The following is a 21529-nucleotide window of genomic DNA, read 5'->3' as shown; positions in this document are numbered from 1 at the left end:
CGTGTGTCTCTGGTCTGGGTCAGTTCCACGTCGTTTTGCACAACCGTGCGCGCTCAGGAGGTGTTCCGGTACCCCTGTCGCTACGCGCAGAGCGAAATCCGACCGGCGCGACGGAAGCCTTCTCCCGGCCCTCGGAGGGTCTCCGGGGCCCGTGGAGGGCGGGCCGGCGCCGGCGACGAACGCCGCGCGCGGCCCTGCGGGGGGTCGTCCACAGGCTGTGGATATCTTCTCCACCGGCTGTGGACAACGCCGGCCCGGCCCGAAAGCTTCCCGGTCTCAGGGACATCGCGCCGCCCGACCGAGGGATACCGCCGCCCGCCCGCGGATACGGCGACGCCGGCCCGGAGAATCTCCGGCCCGGCGTCGGTGTCGCCCTGCGGCGGCCAGCGGCCACCGATTGCTGAACGGGTCAGCGCTTGGCGTGGTACTCGTCGACGATCTCCTGCGGGATACGACCCCGATCCGAGATGTCCTTGCCGGCCTTCTTGGCCCACTCCCGGATTGCCTTGTTCTGCTCCCGGTCAGCGGTTGCGCCACCCCTGCCGCGGGCAGCCCGACCGCCGATGACCACGCCACCGCGACCCACCTTGGTGCCGGCACCCACGTACGGCGCGAATACGTCGCGCAATTTCGCGGCGTTGGCACCGGACAGGTCGATCTCGTACTGAACGCCGTCGAGCGCGAACTTGACGGTCTCGTCAGCGTCCCCGCCGTCCAGGTCATCGACCAGCTTGTGAATGATTTGCTTGGCCACGTCCCACATTCCTTTCGAGCAGGGTCGTCCTGCTAACGAGAGCACAATAACCCGTGCGCCGCTTGGCCCGTCAATAGGATGCGGTTACGGCACGCTGAGAGCCAGCCGAGACTACTCGGGGCGCACCAACGGGAAGAGGATGGTTTCCCGAATTCCGAGGCCGGTCAGGGCCATCAACAGCCTGTCGATTCCCATTCCCATACCGCCCGCTGGCGGCATTCCGTACTCCATCGCCCGGAGAAAGTCCTCGTCGAGACGCATCGCCTCGTCGTCGCCGCGGGCGGCGAGCTGCGCCTGGGCCAGCAGCCGTTCGCGCTGCACCACCGGGTCGACAAGCTCGGAGTACGCGGTGCCCAGCTCGAAGCCGAGCACGTAAAGGTCCCACTTCTCCGCCAGGCCCGGCTCGCTGCGGTGCGCCCGGGTCAGCGGGCTGGTCTCCTCCGGGTAGTCCCGCACGAAGGTGGGTGCCTGAAGGCCAGGGACGACCAGTTCCTCGAACAGTTCCTCGGCCAGCTTGCCCGGACCCCACTTCGGGTCCACGGCCAATCCCACCTTGTCGGCGTACTCCACGAGGCGGGAGCGTTCGGTGCGGACCGTGACCTCCTCGCCGAGCGCTTCGGAAAGGACTCCGAACAGTGTCACCGAGCGCCACTCCCCGCCGAGGTCGAACTCGCGTCCGTCGGCATGGGTCACCACCGTCGAGCCGCCGACCGCGATCGCCGCCTGCTGCACGAGATTACGCGTCAACTCGGCCATCGTGTCGTAGTCGCCGTACGCCTCGTACGTCTCCAGCATCGCGAACTCCGGCGAGTGCGAAGAGTCGACACCCTCATTACGGAAGTTACGGTTGATCTCGAAGACGCGGTCGACGCCGCCGACCACTGCGCGCTTGAGAAACAGTTCCGGGGCGATTCGCAGATACAGATCGGTGCTCAACGCATTGCTGTGGGTCACGAAAGGTCGGGCCGCCGCTCCGCCATGCAACAGTTGCAGCATCGGAGTTTCCACCTCGATGAAACCCTGCCCGTGCAGTGAATCGCGGAGGCTGCGTACGGCTGCGGCACGGGTGCGGACCATCTGCCGGGCCTGCGGCCGGACGATCAGGTCGACGTAACGCTGCCGGACCCGCGCCTCCTCGGAGAGTGGCTTGTGCGCCACCGGCAGCGGGCGCAGGGCCTTGGCGGTCATTTCCCAGCTGTCGGCCAGCACGGACAGCTCGCCCCGGCGGCTGGTGATCACCTCACCGGTCACGCCGACGTGGTCACCGAGGTCGACCAGGCGCTTCCACGCCTCCAGCCGCTCCGGCCCGACCCGGTCCAGGGAGAGCATCGCCTGCAACTCGGTGCCGTCACCGTCGCGCAGGGTGGCGAAGCAGAGCTTGCCGGTGTTGCGTACGAAGATCACCCGGCCGGTGACGGAAGCCTGGTCGCCGGTCGCGGTGTCGGTCGCCAGGTCGGCGTACTTGGCGCGGATCTCGGCGAGCGTGCTGGTGCGGGGAAAACCGATGGGGTACGGCTCGACGCCCTCGGCGAGCATCCGGTCCCGCTTCTCCCGGCGGACCTTCAGCTGCTCCGGAAGGTCGTCGGCGGGGTCCACTGGCACGGCGTTCTGCTCGCTCACGGCACGCTTCCTCGTCACGAAGACTACGGGGGGTCAGGCCCGAGCGTACTCAAGCGCTCAGGTGCCCGTTAACGGATAACCTGCCCGCCATGGCGGATCACACTCAGGCACTCTCGTTCGGTATGGCCGCAGCCGACTATGACCGGTTCCGGCCCCGCTATCCGATCGAAGCCGTGCGGTGGGCGCTGGACGGACTCGAGGACTCCGCCCGGGTCGTCGATCTGGGTGCGGGAACCGGCATCCTCACTCGCGGTGTGCTCGCACTCGGCCACCGGGTGACGCCTGTGGAGCCGGACCCGGAGATGCGCGCCCGGCTGGACGCCGCCACCCCGGGCAGCACCGCGCTGGCCGGCGGCGCCGAGTCGGTGCCGCTGCCCGACGGATCCGCCGACGCCGTGGTGGTGGGGCAGGCGTACCACTGGTTCGACAGAAAGCGGGCGCACGCCGAGATCGCGCGGGTGCTGCGGCCCGGCGGGACGTTCGCCCCCATCTGGAACCTTCGGGACGATCAGGTGGGCTGGGTCGCCGAACTGGGACGGATCGCCCGCCTGGGGGACAACGCCGGCGACGTGATGGAGAAGTACACCGACTTCGGCTCCGATTTCGGAGCGATCGAGCTGGGCGAGTTCACCCACCGCGCCACGCTCACGCCGGACGAGATGGTCGCCATGCTGCACACCCGCTCGTACTGGCTCACCGCCCCGGCGGAACAGCGGGCGGCGATCGACGAGGAGCTGCGAGCCCTCTTCGCCACCCATCCGGACCTGGCCGGCCGCGCGACCGTCGACCTGCCGTACCGCACGATCGTCCTGCGCGCCCGGCGGCGCTGACCTCCGGCGGCGTCAGAGGTTGCGGTCGTAGACCATCCGCAGGCCGATCAGCGTGATCATCGGCTCGTGGTGGGTGATGCTGCGGCACTCGTTGATCACCAGGGAGGCGAGGCCACCGGTGGCGATCACGGCCTTCACCTCACCCAACTCCTCGGTCATCCGCTCGACGATCCGGTCCACCTGCCCGGCGAAGCCGAAGTACAGGCCGGACTGGAGGCACTCCACGGTGTTCTTGCCGATCACCGAGCGGGGCTTTGTCGCCTCTACCTTGCGTAGCTGGGCGGCCCGGGCGGCCAGCGCGTCGAAGGAGATCTCGATGCCCGGGGCGAACGCCCCACCGAGGAACTCGCCCCGACCGCTGATCACGTCGAAGTTGGTGGTCGTACCGAAGTCCACGACGATCGACGGCCCGCCGTAGAGGGTGTACGCGGCAAGGGTGTTCACCACCCGGTCGGCGCCCACCTCCTTCGGGTTGTCGATCGCCAACTGCACCCCGGTCCGCACGCCGGGCTCGACGATCACGCTCGGCAGGTCGGCGTAGTAGCGGCCGAGCATGGTCCGCAGCGACCGCAGCGCAGCCGGCACGGTGGAGCAGGCGGCCACGCCGGTGATCTCGACGTTGTCCCCGGCGAGCAGGCCCCGGAACTTCAGGCCCAACTCGTCCGCCGTCGAGCGGGCGTCGGTCTTGATCCGCCAGGAATGCACCAGCTTGTCACCGTCGAAGGTCGCCAGCACAGTGTTGGTGTTTCCGATGTCGATGCAGAGCAGCACGCACGCAGCCTAGACAACTACTCGGAGCGCAGGTCCAGCGCGATGTCCAGGATCGGCGACGAATGGGTGAGCGCACCCACCGACAGGAAGTCCACGCCGGTGGCCGCGTACCGGCCAGCCACCTCCAGAGTGAGCCCGCCGGTGGCCTCCAACTCCGCCCGGTCACCCACGGCGGCCACCGCCTCGGCCAGCACCTCCGGCGTCATGTTGTCGCAGAGCAGGAAGTCCGCGCCGGCCTCCACCGCCTCCACAGCCTCGGCGACGGTGGTCACCTCGACCTGCACCGGAACCTCCGGGAACGCCTCCCGCACCCGCCGGTATGCCGCGGTGATGCTTCCGGCTGCCAGCTTGTGGTTGTCCTTGATCATGGCGACGTCGTAGAGGCCCATCCGCTTGTTGGTGCCCCCGCCGGCCCGCACCGCGTACTTCTCCAGCGCCCGCAGGCCCGGCGTCGTCTTGCGGGTGTCCAGGACCATCGCCTTCGTGCCGGCCAGGGCGTCCGCCCAGGCGCGGGTGTGGGTGGCCACCCCGGACATCCGGCAGAGCAGGTTGAGCGCCGTCCGCTCGGCCGTCAACAGCAGCCGGGTCGGACCGGTCACCGTCGCCAGCACGTCGCCGCGCGCCACCCGCTCACCGTCGCGGGCCAGCTCCGACACCTCGACGGTACGCCCGAAGCCGCTCACCTCGCCCACCAGCTCGAACACCGCGGTGGCCACGGCCAGCCCGGCCAGCACACCGTCCGCTCGGGCCACCAGGTCGGCCGTGTCGCTCTGTTCCGCCGGGATGGTCGCCACGCTCGTGACGTCGAGGAAATCCGGTCCCAGATCCTCCACCAGCGCGTTCTCGATCACCCGCCGCACCTGCGCCGGATCCAGTCCGGCCGCCCGCAACGCCGCCTGCGTCGACTCCGTCATGAACGTCCCTCCCATTGCTGCGTCAACCCGCCCTGCCTCCCGACCGAGCCGACCAGGTGGCCCAGCCACCGCTCGTCGACAGTCGGGAAGTCCTCCCGCCAGTGACATCCCCGCGTCTCGGGGCGCGCGTACGCGGCGGCCACCAGCGCCGACGCCACAGTGAGCAGATTCGTCGCCTCCCAGTCGGCGGTCCTCGGCCGACCGCGGGCGGTGCCCAGCTCGGTGAGCGTCCCCGCAGTGCCGGCCAGCGTCGCGGCCGAACGGAGCACCCCGGCACCCCGTGTCATGGCCCGTTGCAGGTCCGGTGTCGCCTGGGCCGGCAGCAGCCAGCCCGAGCTGCCGCGCCACGCGCCGACGTTCGCCGGTTGCGCCTGCTCGGGCAGTCCGGCGGCGATGTCGTCGGCGATCCGCCGGGAGAAGACCAGCCCTTCCAGCAGCGAGTTGCTGGCCAGCCGGTTCGCACCGTGCACACCAGTGCAGGCGACCTCGCCGCAGGCGTACAGGCCGGGGATGGAGGTGCGGCCGCGCAGGTCCGTGCGGACGCCGCCGGAGGCGTAGTGCGCGGCAGGCGCGACCGGGATCAGGTCGGTGGCCGGGTCCACGCCGATCGCCAGGCAGGACGCCACGATGGTCGGGAACCGGCTGGCCAGGAAAGCCCCGCCCAGGTGCCGGGCGTCGAGGAAGACATGGTCGGCGCCGCTGGCGAGCAGCACCCGGTGGATGCCCTTGGCCACGACGTCGCGGGGAGCCAGCTCGGCCAGCTCGTGCTGGCCCACCATGAACCGCTTGCCGTCGGAGTCCACAAGGTGCGCGCCCTCGCCGCGCAGCGCCTCGGAGACCAGCGGCTGCTGCGCGTGGCCGGCACCGGGCACACCCGCCCCGGGCGGAGTGATCAGGGCCGTCGGGTGGAACTGGACGAACTCGATGTCGGTGACCGCCGCGCCGGCCCGCATCGCCAACGCCACCCCGTCGCCCGTGGACACGGCCGGGTTGGTGGTGGCCGCGAAGACCTGCCCCATGCCGCCGGTGGCGAGCACCACCGCCCGGGCCAGCAGCGCGCCGACGCCGTCCTCGCTGCCCTCGCCAAGCACGTGCAGGGTGATCCCACAGGCCGGGCCGAGGCCGTCCGGGCCGTCGCCGGGCGCCCGCAGCAGGTCCAGCACCAGTGCGTGCTCCACCAGGCGGATCCACGGGTCGCGCTGCACCGCCGCGTGCAACGCCCGCTGCACCTCGGCTCCCGTCGCATCGCCACCGGCGTGCACGATCCGGTCCGCCCGGTGCCCACCCTCACGGGTCAGCATCAGCGAGCCGTCGGGGTGGCGGTCGAACTCGGCGCCGATGCGCATCAGCTCCCGCAGCCGGGTCGGCCCCTCCTCGACAAGTGCCCGGACCGCCGCCGGGTCGCAGAGCCCCACCCCGGCGATCTCGGTGTCCCGGGCGTGCGCCGCCGGCGTGTCGGCCGGATCGAGCACCGCCGCGATGCCACCCTGCGCCCACCGCGTCGAACCGTCATCGATGTTGACCTTGGTCACGACCGTGACGTGCAGACCCGCCTCGCGCAGATGCAGCGCGGCTGTCAACCCGGCCACCCCGGAACCCACCACGATCACGTCGGTGGTCTCCACCCAGCCGGGCGCGGGCGCGGCAAGCAAAGGAGGCAGGGCCGGCAGATCGACGGTCGGGAAATCCATCCCCCCAGTCAACCCGAACCATCCTCGTCCGGGGGCGACGGGGGCGGGACAAGTGGTTTGGGCTACCCCGTCCGGCGGTCACCTCACCGCGTCGATCCAGCGTCCGCTCGTCACTTCGTCCTGACCGGCAGGCCGGCGACGCCCGCGCCGCGCAGTGAGGCGGTCACCGTACGGTCGCTGAGCCACAGGTAGCAGCGGACACCTCGGTCACCGACCCGCCAACGGCCCGCACCCGGTGGGCGCACCACCACGCCACTGCGGTACCGCAGGTCGGCGTCGTTCGGCACGCCGACGTACCGGCCGAGGACGCTGCGGCAACCGTCGTAGAGCGGCACCCAGTCGGCGTCCCGGGTCGGGTACGGCCGGTCCGGCGCACGCCACACCCCGACGAACTCGGCATCGTGCTGTTTGCCGCACTCCACAGGGACGAGCGTCTGCACACCTCTGCCCGCCCCGCCACGGGTCTGCTGGCAGCCCAACCGCAGCCCGGAGGGCGCCTTCAGCGCGTCCCGCAGACTGCCCGACCGGACCACGACAGTGGCCGCCGCCTCCACCGTGGTCAACTCGGTCAGGTCACACCGGAACCAGCGGGAGCCGGCCGCCCAACCCGGCCCGGACGGCAGCGCCACCGACAACCGCAGCCGTCCAGCCCGCCAGTCGTCGCCCACGTACGCGGAGGCCCGGGTGTCGCACTCGGCGAACGCGCCGCGCAGCTCCGTCGACCCGTTGGCCGGGACCGTGGCCCGCTCTGCCGGAAACGCCCCCACGTGCGCGGTCTCCACCCGGTGCGGGCCGGCGCAGTCGATGGGCTGGTAGCTGGCCAGCGCGACCACCTCGGTGAAATCGGCGGCCTGGCACACACCAGCGGCCGGCGTGAACGCCGTGGCCGGCGGCAACGCCGCCCAGTCGTCGGTCAGGTCGCCGTCCAGGTCACCGGACGCGCCGCAGCCGACCAGCAGCACTGCCGTGACGGCAGTGGCGAGCACGGTCGTCATGGCACGGCGCATCGCGGCCTCCCCCAGCCACCGACCAGCTTCCGACGGCGTGCCAAGGGTAACCGGAAATGACCTTCTGGTGACAGACCGGAATCGTCGCGCGCGATCAGACTCCGGACACGGCAAGCGGGCTGGGCACCGGGTCGCCCCCCGTTCCCGGGGCCGCCGCCGCCGGGTCGGCACCCAACTCGATCACCCGGTTGTGGGCGTCCACGTGCACGACCCGCGGCCGGTACGACCGTGCCTCGGCGTCGTCCATCTGCCCGTACGAAATCAGGATGACCAGGTCACCGGGGTGCACCAGGTGGGCTGCGGCACCGTTGATGCCGATCACGCCGCTGCCCCGCTCACCCGGGATCACGTACGTCTCCAGCCGGGCGCCGTTTGTGATGTCCACGATCGCGACCTGCTCGCCGGGGAGCAGGTCGGCGGCGTCGAGCAGGTCCTCGTCCACCGTCACCGAGCCGACGTAGTGCAGGTCCGCCTGGGTCACAGTGGCCCGGTGGATCTTCGACTTGAGCATGGTCCGCAGCATCGGGGCTGGCCTTTCGAAAGGTGGTGGAGAGGTGCGGCCGGGGTCAGGGGCGAGGGGCGAGGTGGACGGCCGCGTTGTCGATCAACCGGGTGCTGCCCACCCAGGCGGCGATCACCAGCCGCGCCGGCCCGGACACCGGCCCTGGCTCCAGCTCGGGGTCGGTAAGCACCAGGTAGTCGAGCTGAGCACCAGGCGTACCGGCGCCGAACGCGGCGTGCGCGGCCGTCAGCACCGCCCCCGCGTCCTGGCCGTCGTCGGCGGCCCGGGCACCGGCCCGCAGCGCGGCGGACAGGCTCAGCGCCGCTGCCCGCTCGGGCTCGCTCAGGTAGCGGTTGCGGCTGGACAGCGCCAGGCCGTCCGGCTCCCGCACGGTCGGTACGCCGACCACCTCGACCGGTACGTCCAGATCCCGCGTCATCCGCCGGACCAGGGTGAGCTGCTGATAGTCCTTCTCACCGAAGAACGTCAGGTCGGGCCGGGTGAGCTGGAGCAGCTTGAGCACCACAGTGAGCACGCCGTGGAAGAAGCCGGGACGGCTGGCGCCCTCCAGCTCCGCGCCGAGCGGCCCCGGATCGAGACGCACCTGGGGCTGACCGTCCGGATACATGTCGACCACCGACGGGGCGAGCACCAGGTCGGCCCCTGCCCGCCGGCACACCTCCAGGTCGGTGTCGAGAGTGCGGGGATAGCGGTCGAAGTCCTCGTTCGGCCCGAACTGCAGCGGGTTCACGAAGATGGTCACCAGCACGTGGTCGGCCCGTTCCCGGGCCGCACGCAGCAACTCCTCGTGCCCCGCGTGCAGGGCACCCATGGTCATCACCACGCCGACAGTGCCCTTCAGCGCGGCCCGCGCCTCGGCCAGCTCGGCCCGCGTGTGCACAAGCTGCGTCATGCCGCCACCTCCCGATCACTGTCGGCCAGTACGCCCAGCAGCGACTGCGCGTCCACCGGCCGCAGCCGGCCGGCGGCGATCGCCCGATCGGCGGTACGCCTGGCCAACGCCAGGTAGGCGGCTACGGATTCCGGTGCGGTGGCCGCCAACCGGGCCAGATGCCGCTCGACAGTGCCGGCGTCGCCTCGGGAGACCGGGCCGGTCAGGGCGTCGTCACCGAGCCGCAGCGCGTTCTCCAGGGCGGCCCGCAGCAGTGGGGCGAGCACCTTCTCCGGCCGGGCCACCCCGGCGTCACGCAGCCGGTCGGCCGCCTCGTTCACCAGGGTCACCAGGTGGTTGGCGCCATGCGCGAGCGCGGCGTGATACAGCGGGCGGTCCGTCTCGGCCACCCACTCGGGCACCCCACCAAGGTCGGCGACCAGTCGGGCGGCAAGCGGGCGCAGCTCGGTCGGGGCGGTCACCCCGTAGGAGATGCCTGCCAGCCGGGCCAGGTCGTCCGGCGTACCGGTGAAGGTCATCGCCGGGTGCAGGGCGAGCGGGCGGGCGCCGACAGCGGCGGCCGGGGCCAGCACGGCCAGCCCGTGCGCGCCGGAGGTGTGCGCGACCACCTGGCCCGGGTGCAGCGCGCCCCGCTCGGCGAGGTCGGCGACCACCCCGGCCAGCGCGTCGTCCGGCACGGCGATCACCAGCAGGTCGGTGGCGGCATGGGCGACGGTGTCGACCGGGCCGCGGGGCACCTCGGGCAGCAGCAGGGCGAGCCGGGCGCGACTGGTCCCCGAGTCACCCGTGACGGCTGCCACCCGGTGCCCGGCGGCGGCGAGGGCGGCGCCCAGCACGGCACCGACCCGGCCCGCGCCGACGACACCGACGGTCAGCAGGCGGGATGTGGTGGAGGTGCCGGTGACGGCGCGATCCCACGGTGCGGCTGGCCCAAGCTGGGCGGCCGGACGCGGGCGCAGCGGTGCGCTCATGGCGACGATCCAGTCCTCGAGAAGGGGTACCGGTCGATCGCAAGTATGCTCCCGCGCCGCAGAACCCAAACAGGTTGTGTGAAAACCTTCACCGCCTCAGGGAGAGGCTTGTCAACGCCTTCCCTCAGACGACGTGATCGCGCGCAGCTCGGTGGCCACCTCGGCGATCAGGTCGGCGAGCGAGGCATCGGCGTCGGACGCGACCCAGCGGGCGTACGCGACCCGGAAAACCGTCCCGCCGGACTCGGTGGCAAGGGTGGCAGTGGTCTCGTCGAGGCCCTTGGCGCGCAGGGCGGCGGTGACCGCGGCCATCAGTGAGCCCGTCTTGCGCAGCTCACGTTCCTGAAGCGCGTATTCGTCACAGGCGCCTCCGGCCACGTCGGCTCGGCAGTCGTGCCAGAACTCCTCTCCGCCGGACACGACGTCGTCGGCCTGGCCCGCTCCGACAGGTCCGCCGCCATCGAGAAACTCGGCGCCACAGCACGCCGCGGGGACCTGTCCGACATCGACGTGCTCCGTGCGGAAGCCGCCGCCTCCGACGGCGTGATCCACCTGGCGTTCCGCCACGACCTCATGATCAACGGCGACCTGGCCGGCGCCGCCTCGGCCGACCTGGACGCCCTCACCGCACTCGCCGACGCCCTGGCCGACTCCGGCAAGCCCCTTGTCGGCACGGGCGGCACGGCCATGCTCGTGATGGGCGGCATCGTCGGCCGCAGCGGCACCGAACACGACATCTTCCCGAGCGGCGGCTACCGGATCGACGCGGAGAATTTCGTAGCCGGCCTCGCCGCGCGCGGCGTGCGGTCCTCCATCGTCCGGCTCGCGCCCACCGTGCACAGCTCGCTCGACCACAACGGTTTCCTCACCGTCCTCATCGCCTCCGCCCGCCGGCACGGGTACGCCGCGTACGTCGGCGAGGGCACCAACAGGTGGCCGGCCGTACACACGCTCGACGCGGCCGAGCTCTACCGACTCGCCCTCGAAAAGGCACCGGCCGGCTCACGCCTGCACGGGGCCTCCGACGAGGGAGTCCCCTTCCGGCAGATCGCGACGGCAATCGGCCGGAACCTCGACATCCCGGCCCGGAGCATCAGCCCCGAGGAGGCGGACGACTACTTCGGCTTCCTCGGATCGTTCGCGCAGATGGACAACCCGACGTCGTCCGCGATCACGCGCGAACTGCTCGGCTGGACCCCAACCCGCCCCGGCCTCATCGCCGACCTTGACGAAGGGCACTACTTCCGGGAGGCATGAGCGGTACGACAGCCAGCGGGGATCACGAGCCGGCACACAAAGGTGACCGTAGGGTCGGCACGGTGACGCACCCTGACCCCGGAGTGAACTGATGTCGATCCGCTGGCGGGACGCCATGGACCAGTCCCTCTACGGGCCGGGCGGCTTCTTCGTCGCCGGCACCGGCCCGGCCGACCACTTCCGCACCAGCGTGCACGCCTCACCAGCGTTCGCCACCGCGCTGCTGCGCCTTCTCTCGCAGGTCGACGCAGCTCTCGGCCACCCTGCGCGGCTCTCCGTGGTCGACGTCGGCGCCGGGCGGGGAGAACTGCTGCTCACCCTGCAGAGGCTCGTCGTTGCCGACAGCGCCGGGCTCGTCGGACCCGCCGACACCGCTGGGCTCGCGGTAGGGGTTTCCGCCCGTGCGTCGCGATCCGAGTCGTCGTCGGGCGCGGTACGTCCGTCGCTTGCGGAGCGGGTGCGGTTCACGGCTGTCGAATTGGCGCCTCGACCCGAGCACCTGCCTGAAGAGATCGAGTGGGTATCCGAGATTCCGGCGAGGATAACCGGGCTGTTGATCGCGACGGAGTGGTTGGACAACGTTCCGCTCGACGTGGCGGTGCACACCGCAGATGGCTGGCGGTACGTGCTGGTCGACCCCGACGGTGGCGAGGAGACAGTTGGTGATCTGGTCAGCACTGCTGATCTTGATTGGCTGACAAAGTGGTGGCCCATGCCCTCGGCCGCCCCAGGTGCGGACAGCGACCCGGATGTGGCTTCGACCTGGACGGACGCGACAAGCGGAGGCGAGGCGGGGTTCCGGCAAGCGCACGGGATGCGCGCAGAGATCGGGCGGCCCAGGGACGAAGCGTGGGCCGATGCGGTGAGCAGGATCGAACGAGGGCTCGCGGTCGCCGTCGACTACGGGCATCTGCGGGACAGTCGGCCGGTGCACGGGACGCTTACCGGTTACCGAGGTGGGCGGCAGGTGCCTCCGGTGCCGAACGGGTCGAGTGATGTGACAGCGCACGTGGCGATGGACTCTGTCGCATCCGCTGGCGCGGCTGTGGCTCTGTGCGCGTACTCCCTGGTCTCGCAGTCCGAGGCGCTGCGGGCGCTCGGGGCCGACGGCGGCCGACCGCCGTTGAGCCTGGCCGGCACCGACCCGGCGGGGTACGTGCGGGCGCTGGCCGTCGCGTCGGCGGTGGCCGAGCTGACCGACCTGGCCGGGCTCGGCGGGCACTTGTGGCTGCGCCAACCGGTCGGCATCGAGCTCCCGCCGGGCGTGGCACGATGACGGGCATGACCACCGACGCCGGGGACCTCCGTGAACTGACCGTCGGCACCGGGGCCGGCCTGGTCGCCGGGACCGGCGGTGAACAACTAGGCACCGACATGGTGCTGAACATCGGCCCGCAGCACCCGTCGACGCACGGCGTGCTGCGGCTCAAGCTGGTGCTGGACGGCGAACGGGTCATCGCGTGCGAACCGATCGTCGGCTACATGCACCGGGGGGCCGAGAAGCTCTTCGAGGTCCGTGACTACCGGCAGATCATCGTGCTTGCCAACAGGCACGACTGGCTCTCGGCGTTCTCCAACGAGCTGGGCGTGGTGCTCGCTGTGGAACGCCTCATGGGCATGGAGGTGCCGGAGCGCGCCACCTGGCTGCGGATGGCCCTCGCCGAGCTGAACCGGGTGCTCAACCACCTGATGTTCCTCGGCTCCTACCCGCTGGAGATCGGCGCGATCACGCCGATGTTCTACGCCTTCCGGGAACGGGAGACCATCCAGGCGGTGATGGAGGAGGTCTCCGGCGGCCGGATCCACTACATGTTCAACAGGGTGGGCGGCCTGAAGGAGGAGGTGCCCTACGGCTGGACCGGGCGGGCGCGGGCGGCGATCGGCGAGGTACGTCGACGGCTGCCCGATCTGGACAACCTGATCCGGCGCAACGAGATCTTCCTGGCCCGCACAGTGGGCGTGGGCGTGCTGTCCGCAGCCGACGCCGCCGCGTTCGGGGCGTCCGGGCCGGTGGCCCGCGCCTCCGGGCTCGACCTGGACCTGCGCCGCGACGACCCCTACCTGGCATACGACGAGCTGGACGTGCCGGTGGTGACGAAGACCGCCGGGGACTGCCATGCCCGCTTCGAGGTGCTGCTCGACCAGGTGTACGCGTCGCTGGACCTCGCCGAGCAGTGCCTGTCCCGGGTGGACCAGCTCACCGGGCCGATCAACACCCGGCTGCCAAAGGTGCTGAAGGCACCGGAGGGCCACACGTACGCGTGGACCGAGAACCCGCTCGGCATCAACGGCTACTACCTGGTGTCCCGGGGTGAGAAGACGCCGTGGCGGTTGAAGTTGCGCACCGCGTCGTACGCAAACGTGCAGGCGCTCGCCACGCTGCTCCCCGGGTGCCTCGTGCCGGATCTGATCGCGATCCTCGGCTCGATGTTCTTCGTGGTCGGCGACATCGACAAGTGACCCTGCGGCCGTTGTGGCTGCTTGCCGGTTGCGGAGTCAGCGCCAGCGGTCGGTGACCGGGGCGCCGCCGGCGCGTGGCACGTCGTCCTGCGGCGGGTAGCCGTACCGCTCGTCGACCCGCCGCCGACCGGCCCGCTCGGGTGCGGGTTCCGCCTCGTGGCCCCGCTGGCGGGGCGGGCGCCACTCGTCCGGCACGGGCACCCCACCCGCCGGCAGGGCCGCCCGTCCCGCCGGCTCGTCCCGGCGCGGGCCCTCCTGCCAGCGTGAGTCGTCGGGCCAGCGTGCGTCGTCAGACCGGCGGGGGGCTTCGTGGCGGCGTGGGTCGTCGGGCCGGTGTAGGTCCTCGTGGCGGCTCGGGTCCTCGTGGCGGCTCGGGTCCTCGTGGCGGACGGAGGCCCAGCGGTCGGCCATCCGGTACTCGGTGCCCGTGCCGTCGGCGTGTACCTCGGCCCGGCGCTCGCCGACGTGCAGCTCACGGCCGTGCTCGTCGTCGCGGACGGCCGCCCACCGATCGCCGGCCCGCAACTGCGACCAGTATTCGCCGGTGTCGTCCGCCCGCAGCGGAGGACCGGACCGCGGTGCTGCGGCACCGGCCCGGCCCGGCTCGGGCGACGGCGTCCAGCCGCGATCGTCGCGCTGCGACCGGGCACCCCGGCCGGGCTCCTCCGGCTGGGCGTAGGCCTCGCGCGGATCGGTCCACTGCGGCTCGTCGCGGCGGGCAGGCGCCTCCCGTTCCGGTCCCCAGCCGTCCCGTACGCCCGGCCGGGCCGGCTCATCACGGGTCACCGGCTGCCCGCCCCAGGAGCGGTCGTCGGCGGGACGGGCGCGGTCGTCGGCGTTCCAGGCGCGGTCCGGGGCGGCACGGGGGCGGTCGTCGTCGTACGCGGGCCGGGCGCTCTCCTGGTCGCCCCACGAGTGCTCGGCCGACCGTGCACGCCCCTGCGCGCCGCCACCGCCCCGGGTCCATTCCTGCGCCGGAGGGGTCCACTGGCCGGCGTACCCGCTGCCGTAGCGCCCGTCCGGCTCGGCCTGCCCGCCGTCGACAACTGTGTGCCGGGTGGTGACGTGGACCGTCTCGGTGTGCCGGACCACGCCGACCGGCCGGGGCGCCGGCTCAGGACGGTCGTGTTCGCGGGGGCGGTCCTGCTCGCGGGGGCCGGGGACCGAGCCGTACCCGGTGCGCGGCTCTGCCCCGTGCCGGCCGGCGGCGGACGGCTCGGGGCCGGCGTCCGCGACGGCGCGGCTGCGGTACGCCGGCTCGTCGTCGGGGCGGTCCTGGCCGCCCCAACGGGCGGGGGCGTCGTCCGCGACCGACACCCGGGCCCGCGCGGCCGGCGCGTCGGCGGGAACCGAGGCGCGGCTGCGGACGGGCGGAGCCTGGTCGACGGGGTCGACGGCAGGCACCCGCGCACGGCCCGCACCCGCGGGCTCGGCCGCCGGGGTGGCACCGGCGAGGGCCGCACCAGTGGCGTCCAGGCGGCGGCGGACCGCGGCGACGCCCTCCTGTGCCCGCTGCGCCTGGTCGAGAGCCTGGTTGCCGCGCTGGGCGGCGGCGACGATCTCGGCGCGCAGCTCCCGCCGGACCTCCTCGATCTCGTCCAGCAACTCGTCGGCCCGCGCCGAGGCACCGGCGTTGTCCGGCCGCAACGCGATGGAGAGACCGATCAACACCACCGCCAGGATGGCGAGTACCGCCGCGAAGCGCAGAGGACCGTTACCGTCGGCGACCAGCAGGATCAGCGCAGCCAGCGGGGCGAGGCCGACACCGGCCCAGAAGAGGACGGTCAGCAGCAGCGGTTGACGCCTGGCGTCGGGGGTGGCCGGGGCTGGCATGGATGTGCAGCCTACCGACGATTTCCACCAGATGGAACGGGCCCTACCGGACGGAGGACGCCCCCGGCCCGAGTGGGACGGGGGCGTCGCCGGCACGCCGAACGTGCGTCAGCTGGTGGCGAAGGCACCGTCCGACGAGAAGATCAGGCCAACGCTGATCTTGCCCTCACGCAGCGCGTTCTTGGTCAGCGGGCCGCCCTGGTCCAGTGAGGAGAACGAGCCCACCGAGAGCCCGTACGTCTTCTCCAGGCCCGGCTTGCAGAACGGGCGCTGCTGGCACTCCGGCGGGCCACCCAGCACGGTGGCGCTGCCGGAGCACTTCGTGGCGAACTCGGAGAGGGTCCGCACGCCGTACTTGTCGGCGAACGCCTGGGTGACAGCAAAGGCGTTCTGATCCTGCGCGGCGGCGGGGGCACCGAACGTGAGGCCCGCCTTGTCACCTTCGGCCTTGAGGGCGGTCACCGTCTTGTCGATGTCGGGCGAGGAGACCGGCTGGGCGTTCGGGCCGTTGGCCTTGGTGTTGAGGAACTCGGCCATCGTCGCCGCGTACTCCGGAACGACCTGGACCTCGCCCTTCTCCAGCGCCGGCTCGTAGAGCTCCCGGTTGCCGATCTGCTGCACCTTGACCTGATAGCCGGCCGCGGTGAGCGCGATCCGGTACAGCTCGGCAAGCGTCTGGCTCTCGGCGAAGTTGCCGGCGCCCACCACGATCTCGCCGCCCGGGCCCTTGGCGATGCCCGACGTGACGTTGTTGGCGGTCGCGAACTCCTCAGCGGCCACCTTGGGCGTCTTGCGGTCGTCGTTGACGGCCTTGTTGAGCTGGACCAGCTTCGGCGTGTCGAGCGCCGCGGAGACCTTGTCCAGTGCGGCGATCAGCTGCGGGGTGGCCACCTTGCTGTTGACCGCCGGAATGACGTTGTCGGAGTTCTGGAGCTTCTTGTCGTCCTCCAGCGCCACGAGCTGCTGGCCGGCGACCGGGGCACACCCGGCGCCGGACGCGCTCGTCTGCGGCGCGTCGGTGCCGGACGAACCGGCATCACCGCAGCCGGTGAGGAGCGCTGCTCCGGCGACGGCGCCAATCGCGCCCATCGCCAGACGTGTACGTGCGCGCATGTGCCCGCCTTCCGTGTCCCGGCGCGGCCCGTCCCGGGCCGGCCGCGTGTCCGACGGGCGATCCTGACTGTCGGCCGCCCGCGACTATCCACCCAACATGGTCCGCAACCGACCGACAACTTGAAATGGGCATCGTCACTGCATCGTCACCGAACGTCCAAGCGTCGGTCGCCGTTTCGCCGTCCGCTCATCCTGACGGGCAGACCACCGATCCCCGTGGGCGTCAGGCGCGGCCTGTGGCGTCGGCGGGCCGGGGAAGCCCTGCGCGCTGTCGCCCACGCCGCAACGGGCGGGGGGTGACCAGCCGTTCGACGATGCCGAGGAGCAACTCGGCAAGCAACGCGAGCCCGGCCACCAGCACACCACCGGCAAGGATCTGACCACCGCCGGCCGCGATGCTCAGCCCGAACCCGGTGCGGATGATCTCGCCGAGCCCGCCACCGTTGACGAACGACGCCAGCGCCGCAGTGGCGATCACCTGCACGGCGGCGGTGCGGAAGCCTGCGGCCAGGTACGGCACCGCCAGTGGCAACTCCACCCGACGCAGCACCTGCCCGCCGGACAGACCCATCCCGCGGGCCGCGTCGCGCGCCTCGGCGTCCGCCTGACGTACGCCGGTGTAGGCGTTTGCCAGCAGCGGCGGGACCGCGAAGACGGCGAGCGCCACCACCACGGGTGTACGGCCGAAGCCGAGGAACGTCAGCGGCAGGATGGTCAGCAGCGCCAGGGTGGGGATGGCCAACGTGGCGTTGGACACCAGCACCACGAGGCCGCCGCCCCGCCCGGCGTGCCCGAGCCACAGGCCGACTGGCCAGGCCACCAGGCAGCCGAGCGCCACCGCCAGGGCGGAGATCGTCAGGTGCTCGCCGAGCCGGTCCAGGATGCCGCCGGGGTTGGTCCAGTTCAGCGGGTCGTTGAGCCAGAGCACCGCCTGGCGCACCGGGTTGGCCGCGGCGCTCACCGGGCACCCCGGGCGGACCAGGGGGTGACCAGCCGGCCGATGAGCACCAGCAGCAGGTCCAGCAGCACCGCGAGCGCCACGCAGAGCAGCGTGCCGGTCATGATCTCGGCCTTGTAGAGGTTGTTCTGGAAGCCCGCGAAGATCAGTTGGCCGAGGCCGCCGTGCCCCACCAGCACCCCGACGGTGACCAGCGCGACAGTCGAGACGGTGGCCAGCCGCAGCCCGGTCAGGATGCCCGGGATCGCCAGCGGCAGATCGATCCGGAAGAGCCGTCGCCACCGGCCGTAGCCCATGCCCTCGGCGGCCTCGCGGACATCAGGTGGCACCTGGTTGAGCCCGGCCACCACGTTGCGGACGATCAGCAGCAGCGCGTACAGGACCAGGCCGACGAGCACTGTGGTGGTGCCGGTGCCCAGGTACGGCGCGATGAACGCGAACAGCGCCAGAGACGGGATGGTGTAGATCACGCCGGTGACGCCGAGGATCGGGCCGGCCAGCGGGCGCACCCAGTACGCCAGCACCGACAACGGCAGCGCGATCAGCACCGCGATCAGCACCGCACGCCCGGTGAGGGAGGCGTGTTCACGCAAGGCGGCGACGATCGTGTCAGAGTTGTCCCGCACGTACTGCCAGGAGAACCAGGGGTTACCCGGGTCGGCCCGGTAGCTCAGGCGGAAGGACATACGTGGACGTTACCCCGGAGGCCCCCGGCGTGGCCGGATCCCCTCGCGCGGCATCGATCTCCCTGCAGGGCATCCAGAAGCGCTACCCGAACGGCACCGAAGCCGTCCGTGAGCTCAGTCTGGACGTCAAAGCCGGCGAACTGGTGGTGCTCATCGGGCCGTCCGGCTGCGGCAAGTCGACAGTCCTCCGCATGATCAACCGCCTGATCGAGCCGACCGCGGGGCGGATCATGCTCGGCGACGAGGACGTCACGGACGTCGACCCGGTGCGGCTGCGCCGCCGTATCGGCTACGTGATCCAGAACGTCGGCCTCTTTCCACACCAGACGGTACGCGCGAACGTGGCCACCGTGCCGGGCCTGCTCCGCTGGTCCCGGGAGCGGACCCGGACCCGGGTCGACGAGCTGCTGGACCTGGTCGGGTTGGACCCGGCCCAGTTCGGCGGTCGCTATCCGCACGAGCTGTCAGGCGGTCAGCGTCAGCGGGTCGGCGTGGCCCGCGCGCTCGCCGCCGACCCGGTGGTGCTGCTCATGGACGAGCCGTTCTCGGCCGTCGACCCGATCGTCCGGGCGCGGTTGCAGGAGGAGTTCCTCCGCCTCCAGGCCGAGGTCCGCAAGACGATCGTGCTGGTCACCCACGACCTCGACGAGGCCGTACGGCTCGGCGACCGGATCGCGGTGCTCTCCCAGGGCGGGCAGCTGGAGCAGTACGACACGCCAGCCGCCCTGCTCGGCGCACCCGCCACCCCGTTCGTCAGCGAGTTCGTCGGCGCCGACCGGGGCATCCGCCGGCTGGCCGTCACACCGCTCGACAGGGGTGCGCTGGAGCCGGTGCCCGGCGACGCCGACAGCGATCTGCCCACCGTTCCGCTGGACGGCACCGCGTACGACGCGCTTGCGGTGCTGCTCACCTCGGGACGGGACCGGCTCGTGGTGACCGACGCCGGCCGGCCCGTCGGCGCGCTCAGCCGGCAGCGCCTGCTCGACCTCGGCCGCCCGACAAGCTGACCCGCCCCGGCAGGTCCTCGGTCACGCCGTCACCTGGCTGCCACTGGGACCGCCGGTCGGGTCAGGCACGACCGCCGAGGCTTGCGGTGCCGATGATCCAGCCGGTGAGGAAGCCGTAGCCGGCACCCGCGCTGGGGTCCTGGAGCGCGCCCAGCATCGACGGGTCCGGGCCGAGCAGCGCCGCCAGTACAGCGGCGAGTCCACCGGCGAGCACGTACGCGGCCCAGCCGGAGAAGAACTGGCTGATCGAGCCCGGCACGCGGGCTACCTGCGCGGCGGGCAGCAGGTAGAGCAACGCCACGGCGAGGACCACCAGCAGGACGGCCCGCAGGTTCGCGGCGAACAACCCGCCGGCCTGCCCGTCAGCGTCCACCAACCAGGCCGGCCACGCGAGGAGGCGGAGGTAGTAGCCGCCGGCCGAGTCCGGGCTGGTGAGCGTGTCGGCGGCCCAACGGGTGTACGCCGGGCTGCCGCAGATGCCGACAAGCAGCAGGACGGCGAGCGCCCCGGTGCCAGCGGCCGTCCCGTAGCTGCTGACCGGACCGGAGCGGCTGACGAGCCCTCTTATCCGCCCGGGCCCGGAACCGGCCGGTCGGGTGGACCTGGGCTGCACCGAGCGGCTCAGTGCTTCATCAGGTAGTCGATGAAGGCGGCCCGCAGCAACGGCGCCGACTCCTCGTAGCCGTGCCCGGTCAGTTCCCGCCACAGCGCGTTCGCCTCGTCGATGGTCGGGCCGATCGAGTTCGGTGCGCCGTCGAGCACCGTGGCCTCGTCCGCGTTCGGCAGGTGCCGCAGCACCGACCAGAAGAAACCCACGTCACGACGCTCCCGGGCCAGGGCGAACGCCCGTTCCCGCAGTTCCTCGGTGGACAACGCGTCGAGTTCTTCGAACGAGGATCCGCCTGCGGTGGCGGCAGGTGTGTCGGTCATGTCGCCGAGCCTAACGGTCGAGATCAGCTTCGGCTCGACGGACGGCGCGGCTCACCGGTCGTCGGCGTCCCAGCGGCGCGGGCCGTCCTCCCAGCGCGGATCCCGCCACGGATCGACAGGTTGCGGGGCGGGTGGCGTCGGCAACGTCGGAGGCCAGTTGTCGGCCGGCTGTGACCGGGCCATCGTCCAGCCCGTGCTGATCGTGCCGTCGCCGACCGGTTCGAGCTTGTCGAGGTTGCCCGGCCGGGGCCGCCCGAACGTCTCGACAAGCCTGGTGACCACGAGTCCGACGCCGAACGCCACGCCGCCGACCGCCCAGAGGCTCACCGTCCAGCCGCGCTCCGGCGCGTACGTCAGGAAGACGGTGACCAGGCTGACGGCCAGCACGGTGCCGAACACCCCACCCCGGCGACCGTACGCGCTGGTGCCGCCCAGCAGGGACACTCCGACCGCCAGCAGACTCCAGTCCAATCCGGAATCGGGTGTCACAGGCCCCGGGTTGTTGGCGGCGAGCAGGGTGCCGGCGAGCGCGGCCAGCACGGTGGAGCAGATCAGCGCGAACGCGGTGATCACGGCGGCCAGCGCGCCCCGGCGGCGGGCCGGATCGGCGACCGGCCGGTACCGGCCGACCAGCTTGCGGATCGACCGGATCGCGCCGAACACCCCGCCGAGGACCGCGACGGCGGCGAAGCCCGCGAACAGGTAGCCGGCCGACCGTGCGGGCTCGTAGTCCCCCTGCACCAGCACCGGCGCCGAACGGCGTTCGATGTACACCACCACGGCGGCGGCCCCCGCCAGGCTCGCCGCCCAGCCGGGCACCTGCAACACCACAACGGCCAGCGCCAGGACGAGCCCACCCAGCGCGGCGGCCACGGCGGCCGACCCCACTGACGCCGCCAGCCCCCTGTCGCCCTGCTCCGCGTAGTGCAACGCGGCGGCCACCGCCACCGGCCCCACGGCCAGGTTCGGGGCAGCGGTACGCAGGCTCAGGCCGGCGGATAGAGCGAGCAGGCCGAGCCCGACCGCGTTGACAAGCAGGGTGCGCAGGGCCGCACCCCGCAACACGTCCGGGTCGGCCCGCCAGAGCAGCCAGCCCAGGGCGGCCAGGCCGGCCAGCAACAGGAACTCCCAGCCCACGTGCACGCCGAGGCGGTCCCGGCCGGGCTCACCGTGCGCGGGGTCGTCGAAAACGTTCTCCAGGACGGCCGCGGGAACCCCGGATGAGGGTTCGACCGGCCGGTCCCGGCCCGATTCTTCGTACGCCATGGCACCGCCTCCCCAGTGGCCGGCCGTCCTCGGTCCCGCGCACGGA

The 21529-nt window shown here is 72.0% G+C and carries 22 protein-coding genes; 5 read left to right on the top strand and 17 right to left on the bottom strand.

What is annotated here, in order from left to right:
* Positions 1-409: 409 nt before the first annotated feature.
* Positions 410-754, bottom strand: coding sequence for a histone-like nucleoid-structuring protein Lsr2 (locus F4558_RS28435; RefSeq protein WP_007466057.1), 345 nt, complete (start codon positions 752-754; stop codon positions 410-412).
* 111 nt (positions 755-865) lie between these two features.
* Positions 866-2374 (bottom strand): lysine--tRNA ligase, encoded by a 1509-nt coding sequence (gene lysS / locus F4558_RS28430; RefSeq protein ID WP_167946744.1) that lies wholly within the window; start codon positions 2372-2374, stop codon positions 866-868.
* Positions 2375-2463: 89 nt separating this feature from the next.
* On the opposite strand from lysS, the gene F4558_RS28425 reads away from it, so the two are divergent.
* The gene (locus F4558_RS28425) at positions 2464-3204 is read left to right on the top strand and encodes a class I SAM-dependent methyltransferase (protein WP_167946742.1); all 741 of its coding nucleotides are present in this window, start codon (positions 2464-2466) and stop codon (positions 3202-3204) included.
* Between the two features lie 12 nt (positions 3205-3216).
* Here the strand turns inward: F4558_RS28425 and F4558_RS28420 are convergent, their stop codons facing one another.
* The 8 genes from F4558_RS28420 to F4558_RS28385 all read right to left on the bottom strand — a co-directional run bounded on the left by F4558_RS28420 (position 3217) and on the right by F4558_RS28385 (position 10351).
* Positions 3217-3975: a type III pantothenate kinase gene (locus F4558_RS28420; protein WP_053654741.1), complete on the bottom strand. Its 759-nt coding sequence runs from the start codon at positions 3973-3975 to the stop codon at positions 3217-3219.
* A gap of 17 nt (positions 3976-3992) precedes the next feature.
* The gene (nadC, locus tag F4558_RS28415; RefSeq protein ID WP_053654743.1) at positions 3993-4889 is read right to left on the bottom strand and encodes a carboxylating nicotinate-nucleotide diphosphorylase; all 897 of its coding nucleotides are present in this window, start codon (positions 4887-4889) and stop codon (positions 3993-3995) included.
* Entirely contained in the window at positions 4886-6580 is a 1695-nt protein-coding gene (locus F4558_RS28410; RefSeq protein ID WP_167946740.1) for an L-aspartate oxidase, read from the bottom strand. The genes nadC and F4558_RS28410 overlap by 4 nt, the downstream gene beginning before the upstream one ends.
* Positions 6581-6690: 110 nt before the next feature.
* Entirely contained in the window at positions 6691-7587 is an 897-nt protein-coding gene (locus tag F4558_RS28405) for a septum formation family protein (protein WP_053654747.1), read from the bottom strand.
* A 94-nt stretch (positions 7588-7681) separates the two neighbouring features.
* Positions 7682-8110, bottom strand: a complete 429-nt coding sequence (panD, locus tag F4558_RS28400; RefSeq protein ID WP_053654749.1) for an aspartate 1-decarboxylase — start codon at positions 8108-8110, stop codon at positions 7682-7684.
* 43 nt (positions 8111-8153) lie between these two features.
* Positions 8154-9002, bottom strand: a complete 849-nt coding sequence (panC, locus tag F4558_RS28395) for a pantoate--beta-alanine ligase (RefSeq protein ID WP_053654751.1) — start codon at positions 9000-9002, stop codon at positions 8154-8156.
* The gene (locus F4558_RS28390; protein WP_053654753.1) at positions 8999-9973 is read right to left on the bottom strand and encodes a Rossmann-like and DUF2520 domain-containing protein; all 975 of its coding nucleotides are present in this window, start codon (positions 9971-9973) and stop codon (positions 8999-9001) included. The genes panC and F4558_RS28390 overlap by 4 nt, the downstream gene beginning before the upstream one ends.
* Before the next feature lie 111 nt (positions 9974-10084).
* Positions 10085-10351, bottom strand: coding sequence for a hypothetical protein (locus F4558_RS28385; RefSeq protein ID WP_197281495.1), 267 nt, complete (start codon positions 10349-10351; stop codon positions 10085-10087).
* Between the two features lie 15 nt (positions 10352-10366).
* On the opposite strand from F4558_RS28385, the gene F4558_RS28380 reads away from it, so the two are divergent.
* The 3 genes from F4558_RS28380 (at position 10367) to F4558_RS28370 (ending at position 13690) form a co-directional block, all read left to right on the top strand.
* Complete coding sequence (locus tag F4558_RS28380; RefSeq protein WP_231640009.1) at positions 10367-11230, top strand: SDR family oxidoreductase; 864 nt, start codon at positions 10367-10369, stop codon at positions 11228-11230.
* Between the two features lie 91 nt (positions 11231-11321).
* The gene (locus tag F4558_RS28375; protein WP_167946738.1) at positions 11322-12506 is read left to right on the top strand and encodes an SAM-dependent methyltransferase; all 1185 of its coding nucleotides are present in this window, start codon (positions 11322-11324) and stop codon (positions 12504-12506) included.
* Complete coding sequence (locus tag F4558_RS28370; RefSeq protein ID WP_209273426.1) at positions 12503-13690, top strand: NADH-quinone oxidoreductase subunit D; 1188 nt, start codon at positions 12503-12505, stop codon at positions 13688-13690. The genes F4558_RS28375 and F4558_RS28370 overlap by 4 nt, the downstream gene beginning before the upstream one ends.
* 36 nt (positions 13691-13726) lie before the next feature.
* Here the strand turns inward: F4558_RS28370 and F4558_RS28365 are convergent, their stop codons facing one another.
* From F4558_RS28365 to F4558_RS28350, 4 genes are all read right to left on the bottom strand, one after another.
* Positions 13727-15523: a hypothetical protein gene (locus F4558_RS28365; RefSeq protein WP_053654762.1), complete on the bottom strand. Its 1797-nt coding sequence runs from the start codon at positions 15521-15523 to the stop codon at positions 13727-13729.
* Positions 15524-15631: 108 nt separating this feature from the next.
* A complete protein-coding gene (locus F4558_RS28360; protein ID WP_053654764.1) occupies positions 15632-16636 on the bottom strand; it encodes a glycine betaine ABC transporter substrate-binding protein in 1005 nt (334 codons plus the stop codon).
* 223 nt (positions 16637-16859) lie between these two features.
* Positions 16860-17597 carry an ABC transporter permease gene (locus F4558_RS28355; RefSeq protein WP_053654766.1) on the bottom strand — a complete coding sequence of 246 codons (738 nt, stop codon included), beginning with the start codon at positions 17595-17597 and terminating at the stop codon, positions 16860-16862.
* Complete coding sequence (locus F4558_RS28350; protein WP_053654769.1) at positions 17594-18280, bottom strand: ABC transporter permease; 687 nt, start codon at positions 18278-18280, stop codon at positions 17594-17596. The genes F4558_RS28355 and F4558_RS28350 overlap by 4 nt, the downstream gene beginning before the upstream one ends.
* Before the next feature lie 2 nt (positions 18281-18282).
* Here F4558_RS28350 and F4558_RS28345 point away from each other — a divergent pair, with 2 nt between their 5' ends.
* Complete coding sequence (locus F4558_RS28345) at positions 18283-19287, top strand: ABC transporter ATP-binding protein (protein ID WP_053654770.1); 1005 nt, start codon at positions 18283-18285, stop codon at positions 19285-19287.
* Positions 19288-19348: 61 nt separating this feature from the next.
* Here F4558_RS28345 and F4558_RS28340 read toward each other — a convergent pair whose 3' ends face one another.
* The 3 genes from F4558_RS28340 to F4558_RS28330 are packed head-to-tail and all read right to left on the bottom strand — an operon-like array spanning position 19349 to position 21483.
* Positions 19349-19900 (bottom strand): hypothetical protein, encoded by a 552-nt coding sequence (locus F4558_RS28340; RefSeq protein ID WP_376767586.1) that lies wholly within the window; start codon positions 19898-19900, stop codon positions 19349-19351.
* A gap of 8 nt (positions 19901-19908) precedes the next feature.
* The gene (locus F4558_RS28335; RefSeq protein ID WP_053654772.1) at positions 19909-20217 is read right to left on the bottom strand and encodes a hypothetical protein; all 309 of its coding nucleotides are present in this window, start codon (positions 20215-20217) and stop codon (positions 19909-19911) included.
* A gap of 51 nt (positions 20218-20268) precedes the next feature.
* The gene (locus F4558_RS28330; protein WP_167946734.1) at positions 20269-21483 is read right to left on the bottom strand and encodes an ABC transporter permease; all 1215 of its coding nucleotides are present in this window, start codon (positions 21481-21483) and stop codon (positions 20269-20271) included.
* Positions 21484-21529: the final 46 nt, after the last annotated feature.

The sequence above is a fragment of the Micromonospora profundi genome (assembly GCF_011927785.1).
Lineage (GTDB): Bacteria > Actinomycetota > Actinomycetes > Mycobacteriales > Micromonosporaceae > Micromonospora > Micromonospora profundi.
This window is presented reverse-complemented; position numbering and strand designations above follow the sequence as displayed.

Coding starts and splice junctions, on each gene's coding strand:
- F4558_RS28425 (WP_167946742.1), top strand. CDS start 2,464: ATGGCGGATCACACTCAGGCACTCTCGTTCGGTATGGCCGCAGCCGAC.
- nadC (WP_053654743.1), bottom strand. CDS start 4,889: ATGACGGAGTCGACGCAGGCGGCGTTGCGGGCGGCCGGACTGGATCCG.
- F4558_RS28410 (WP_167946740.1), bottom strand. CDS start 6,580: ATGGATTTCCCGACCGTCGATCTGCCGGCCCTGCCTCCTTTGCTTGCC.
- F4558_RS28405 (WP_053654747.1), bottom strand. CDS start 7,587: ATGCGCCGTGCCATGACGACCGTGCTCGCCACTGCCGTCACGGCAGTG.
- panD (WP_053654749.1), bottom strand. CDS start 8,110: ATGCTGCGGACCATGCTCAAGTCGAAGATCCACCGGGCCACTGTGACC.
- panC (WP_053654751.1), bottom strand. CDS start 9,002: ATGACGCAGCTTGTGCACACGCGGGCCGAGCTGGCCGAGGCGCGGGCC.
- F4558_RS28390 (WP_053654753.1), bottom strand. CDS start 9,973: ATGAGCGCACCGCTGCGCCCGCGTCCGGCCGCCCAGCTTGGGCCAGCC.
- F4558_RS28375 (WP_167946738.1), top strand. CDS start 11,322: ATGTCGATCCGCTGGCGGGACGCCATGGACCAGTCCCTCTACGGGCCG.
- F4558_RS28370 (WP_209273426.1), top strand. CDS start 12,503: ATGACGGGCATGACCACCGACGCCGGGGACCTCCGTGAACTGACCGTC.
- F4558_RS28365 (WP_053654762.1), bottom strand. CDS start 15,523: ATGCCAGCCCCGGCCACCCCCGACGCCAGGCGTCAACCGCTGCTGCTG.
- F4558_RS28360 (WP_053654764.1), bottom strand. CDS start 16,636: ATGCGCGCACGTACACGTCTGGCGATGGGCGCGATTGGCGCCGTCGCC.
- F4558_RS28350 (WP_053654769.1), bottom strand. CDS start 18,280: ATGTCCTTCCGCCTGAGCTACCGGGCCGACCCGGGTAACCCCTGGTTC.
- F4558_RS28335 (WP_053654772.1), bottom strand. CDS start 20,217: ATGACCGACACACCTGCCGCCACCGCAGGCGGATCCTCGTTCGAAGAA.
- F4558_RS28330 (WP_167946734.1), bottom strand. CDS start 21,483: ATGGCGTACGAAGAATCGGGCCGGGACCGGCCGGTCGAACCCTCATCC.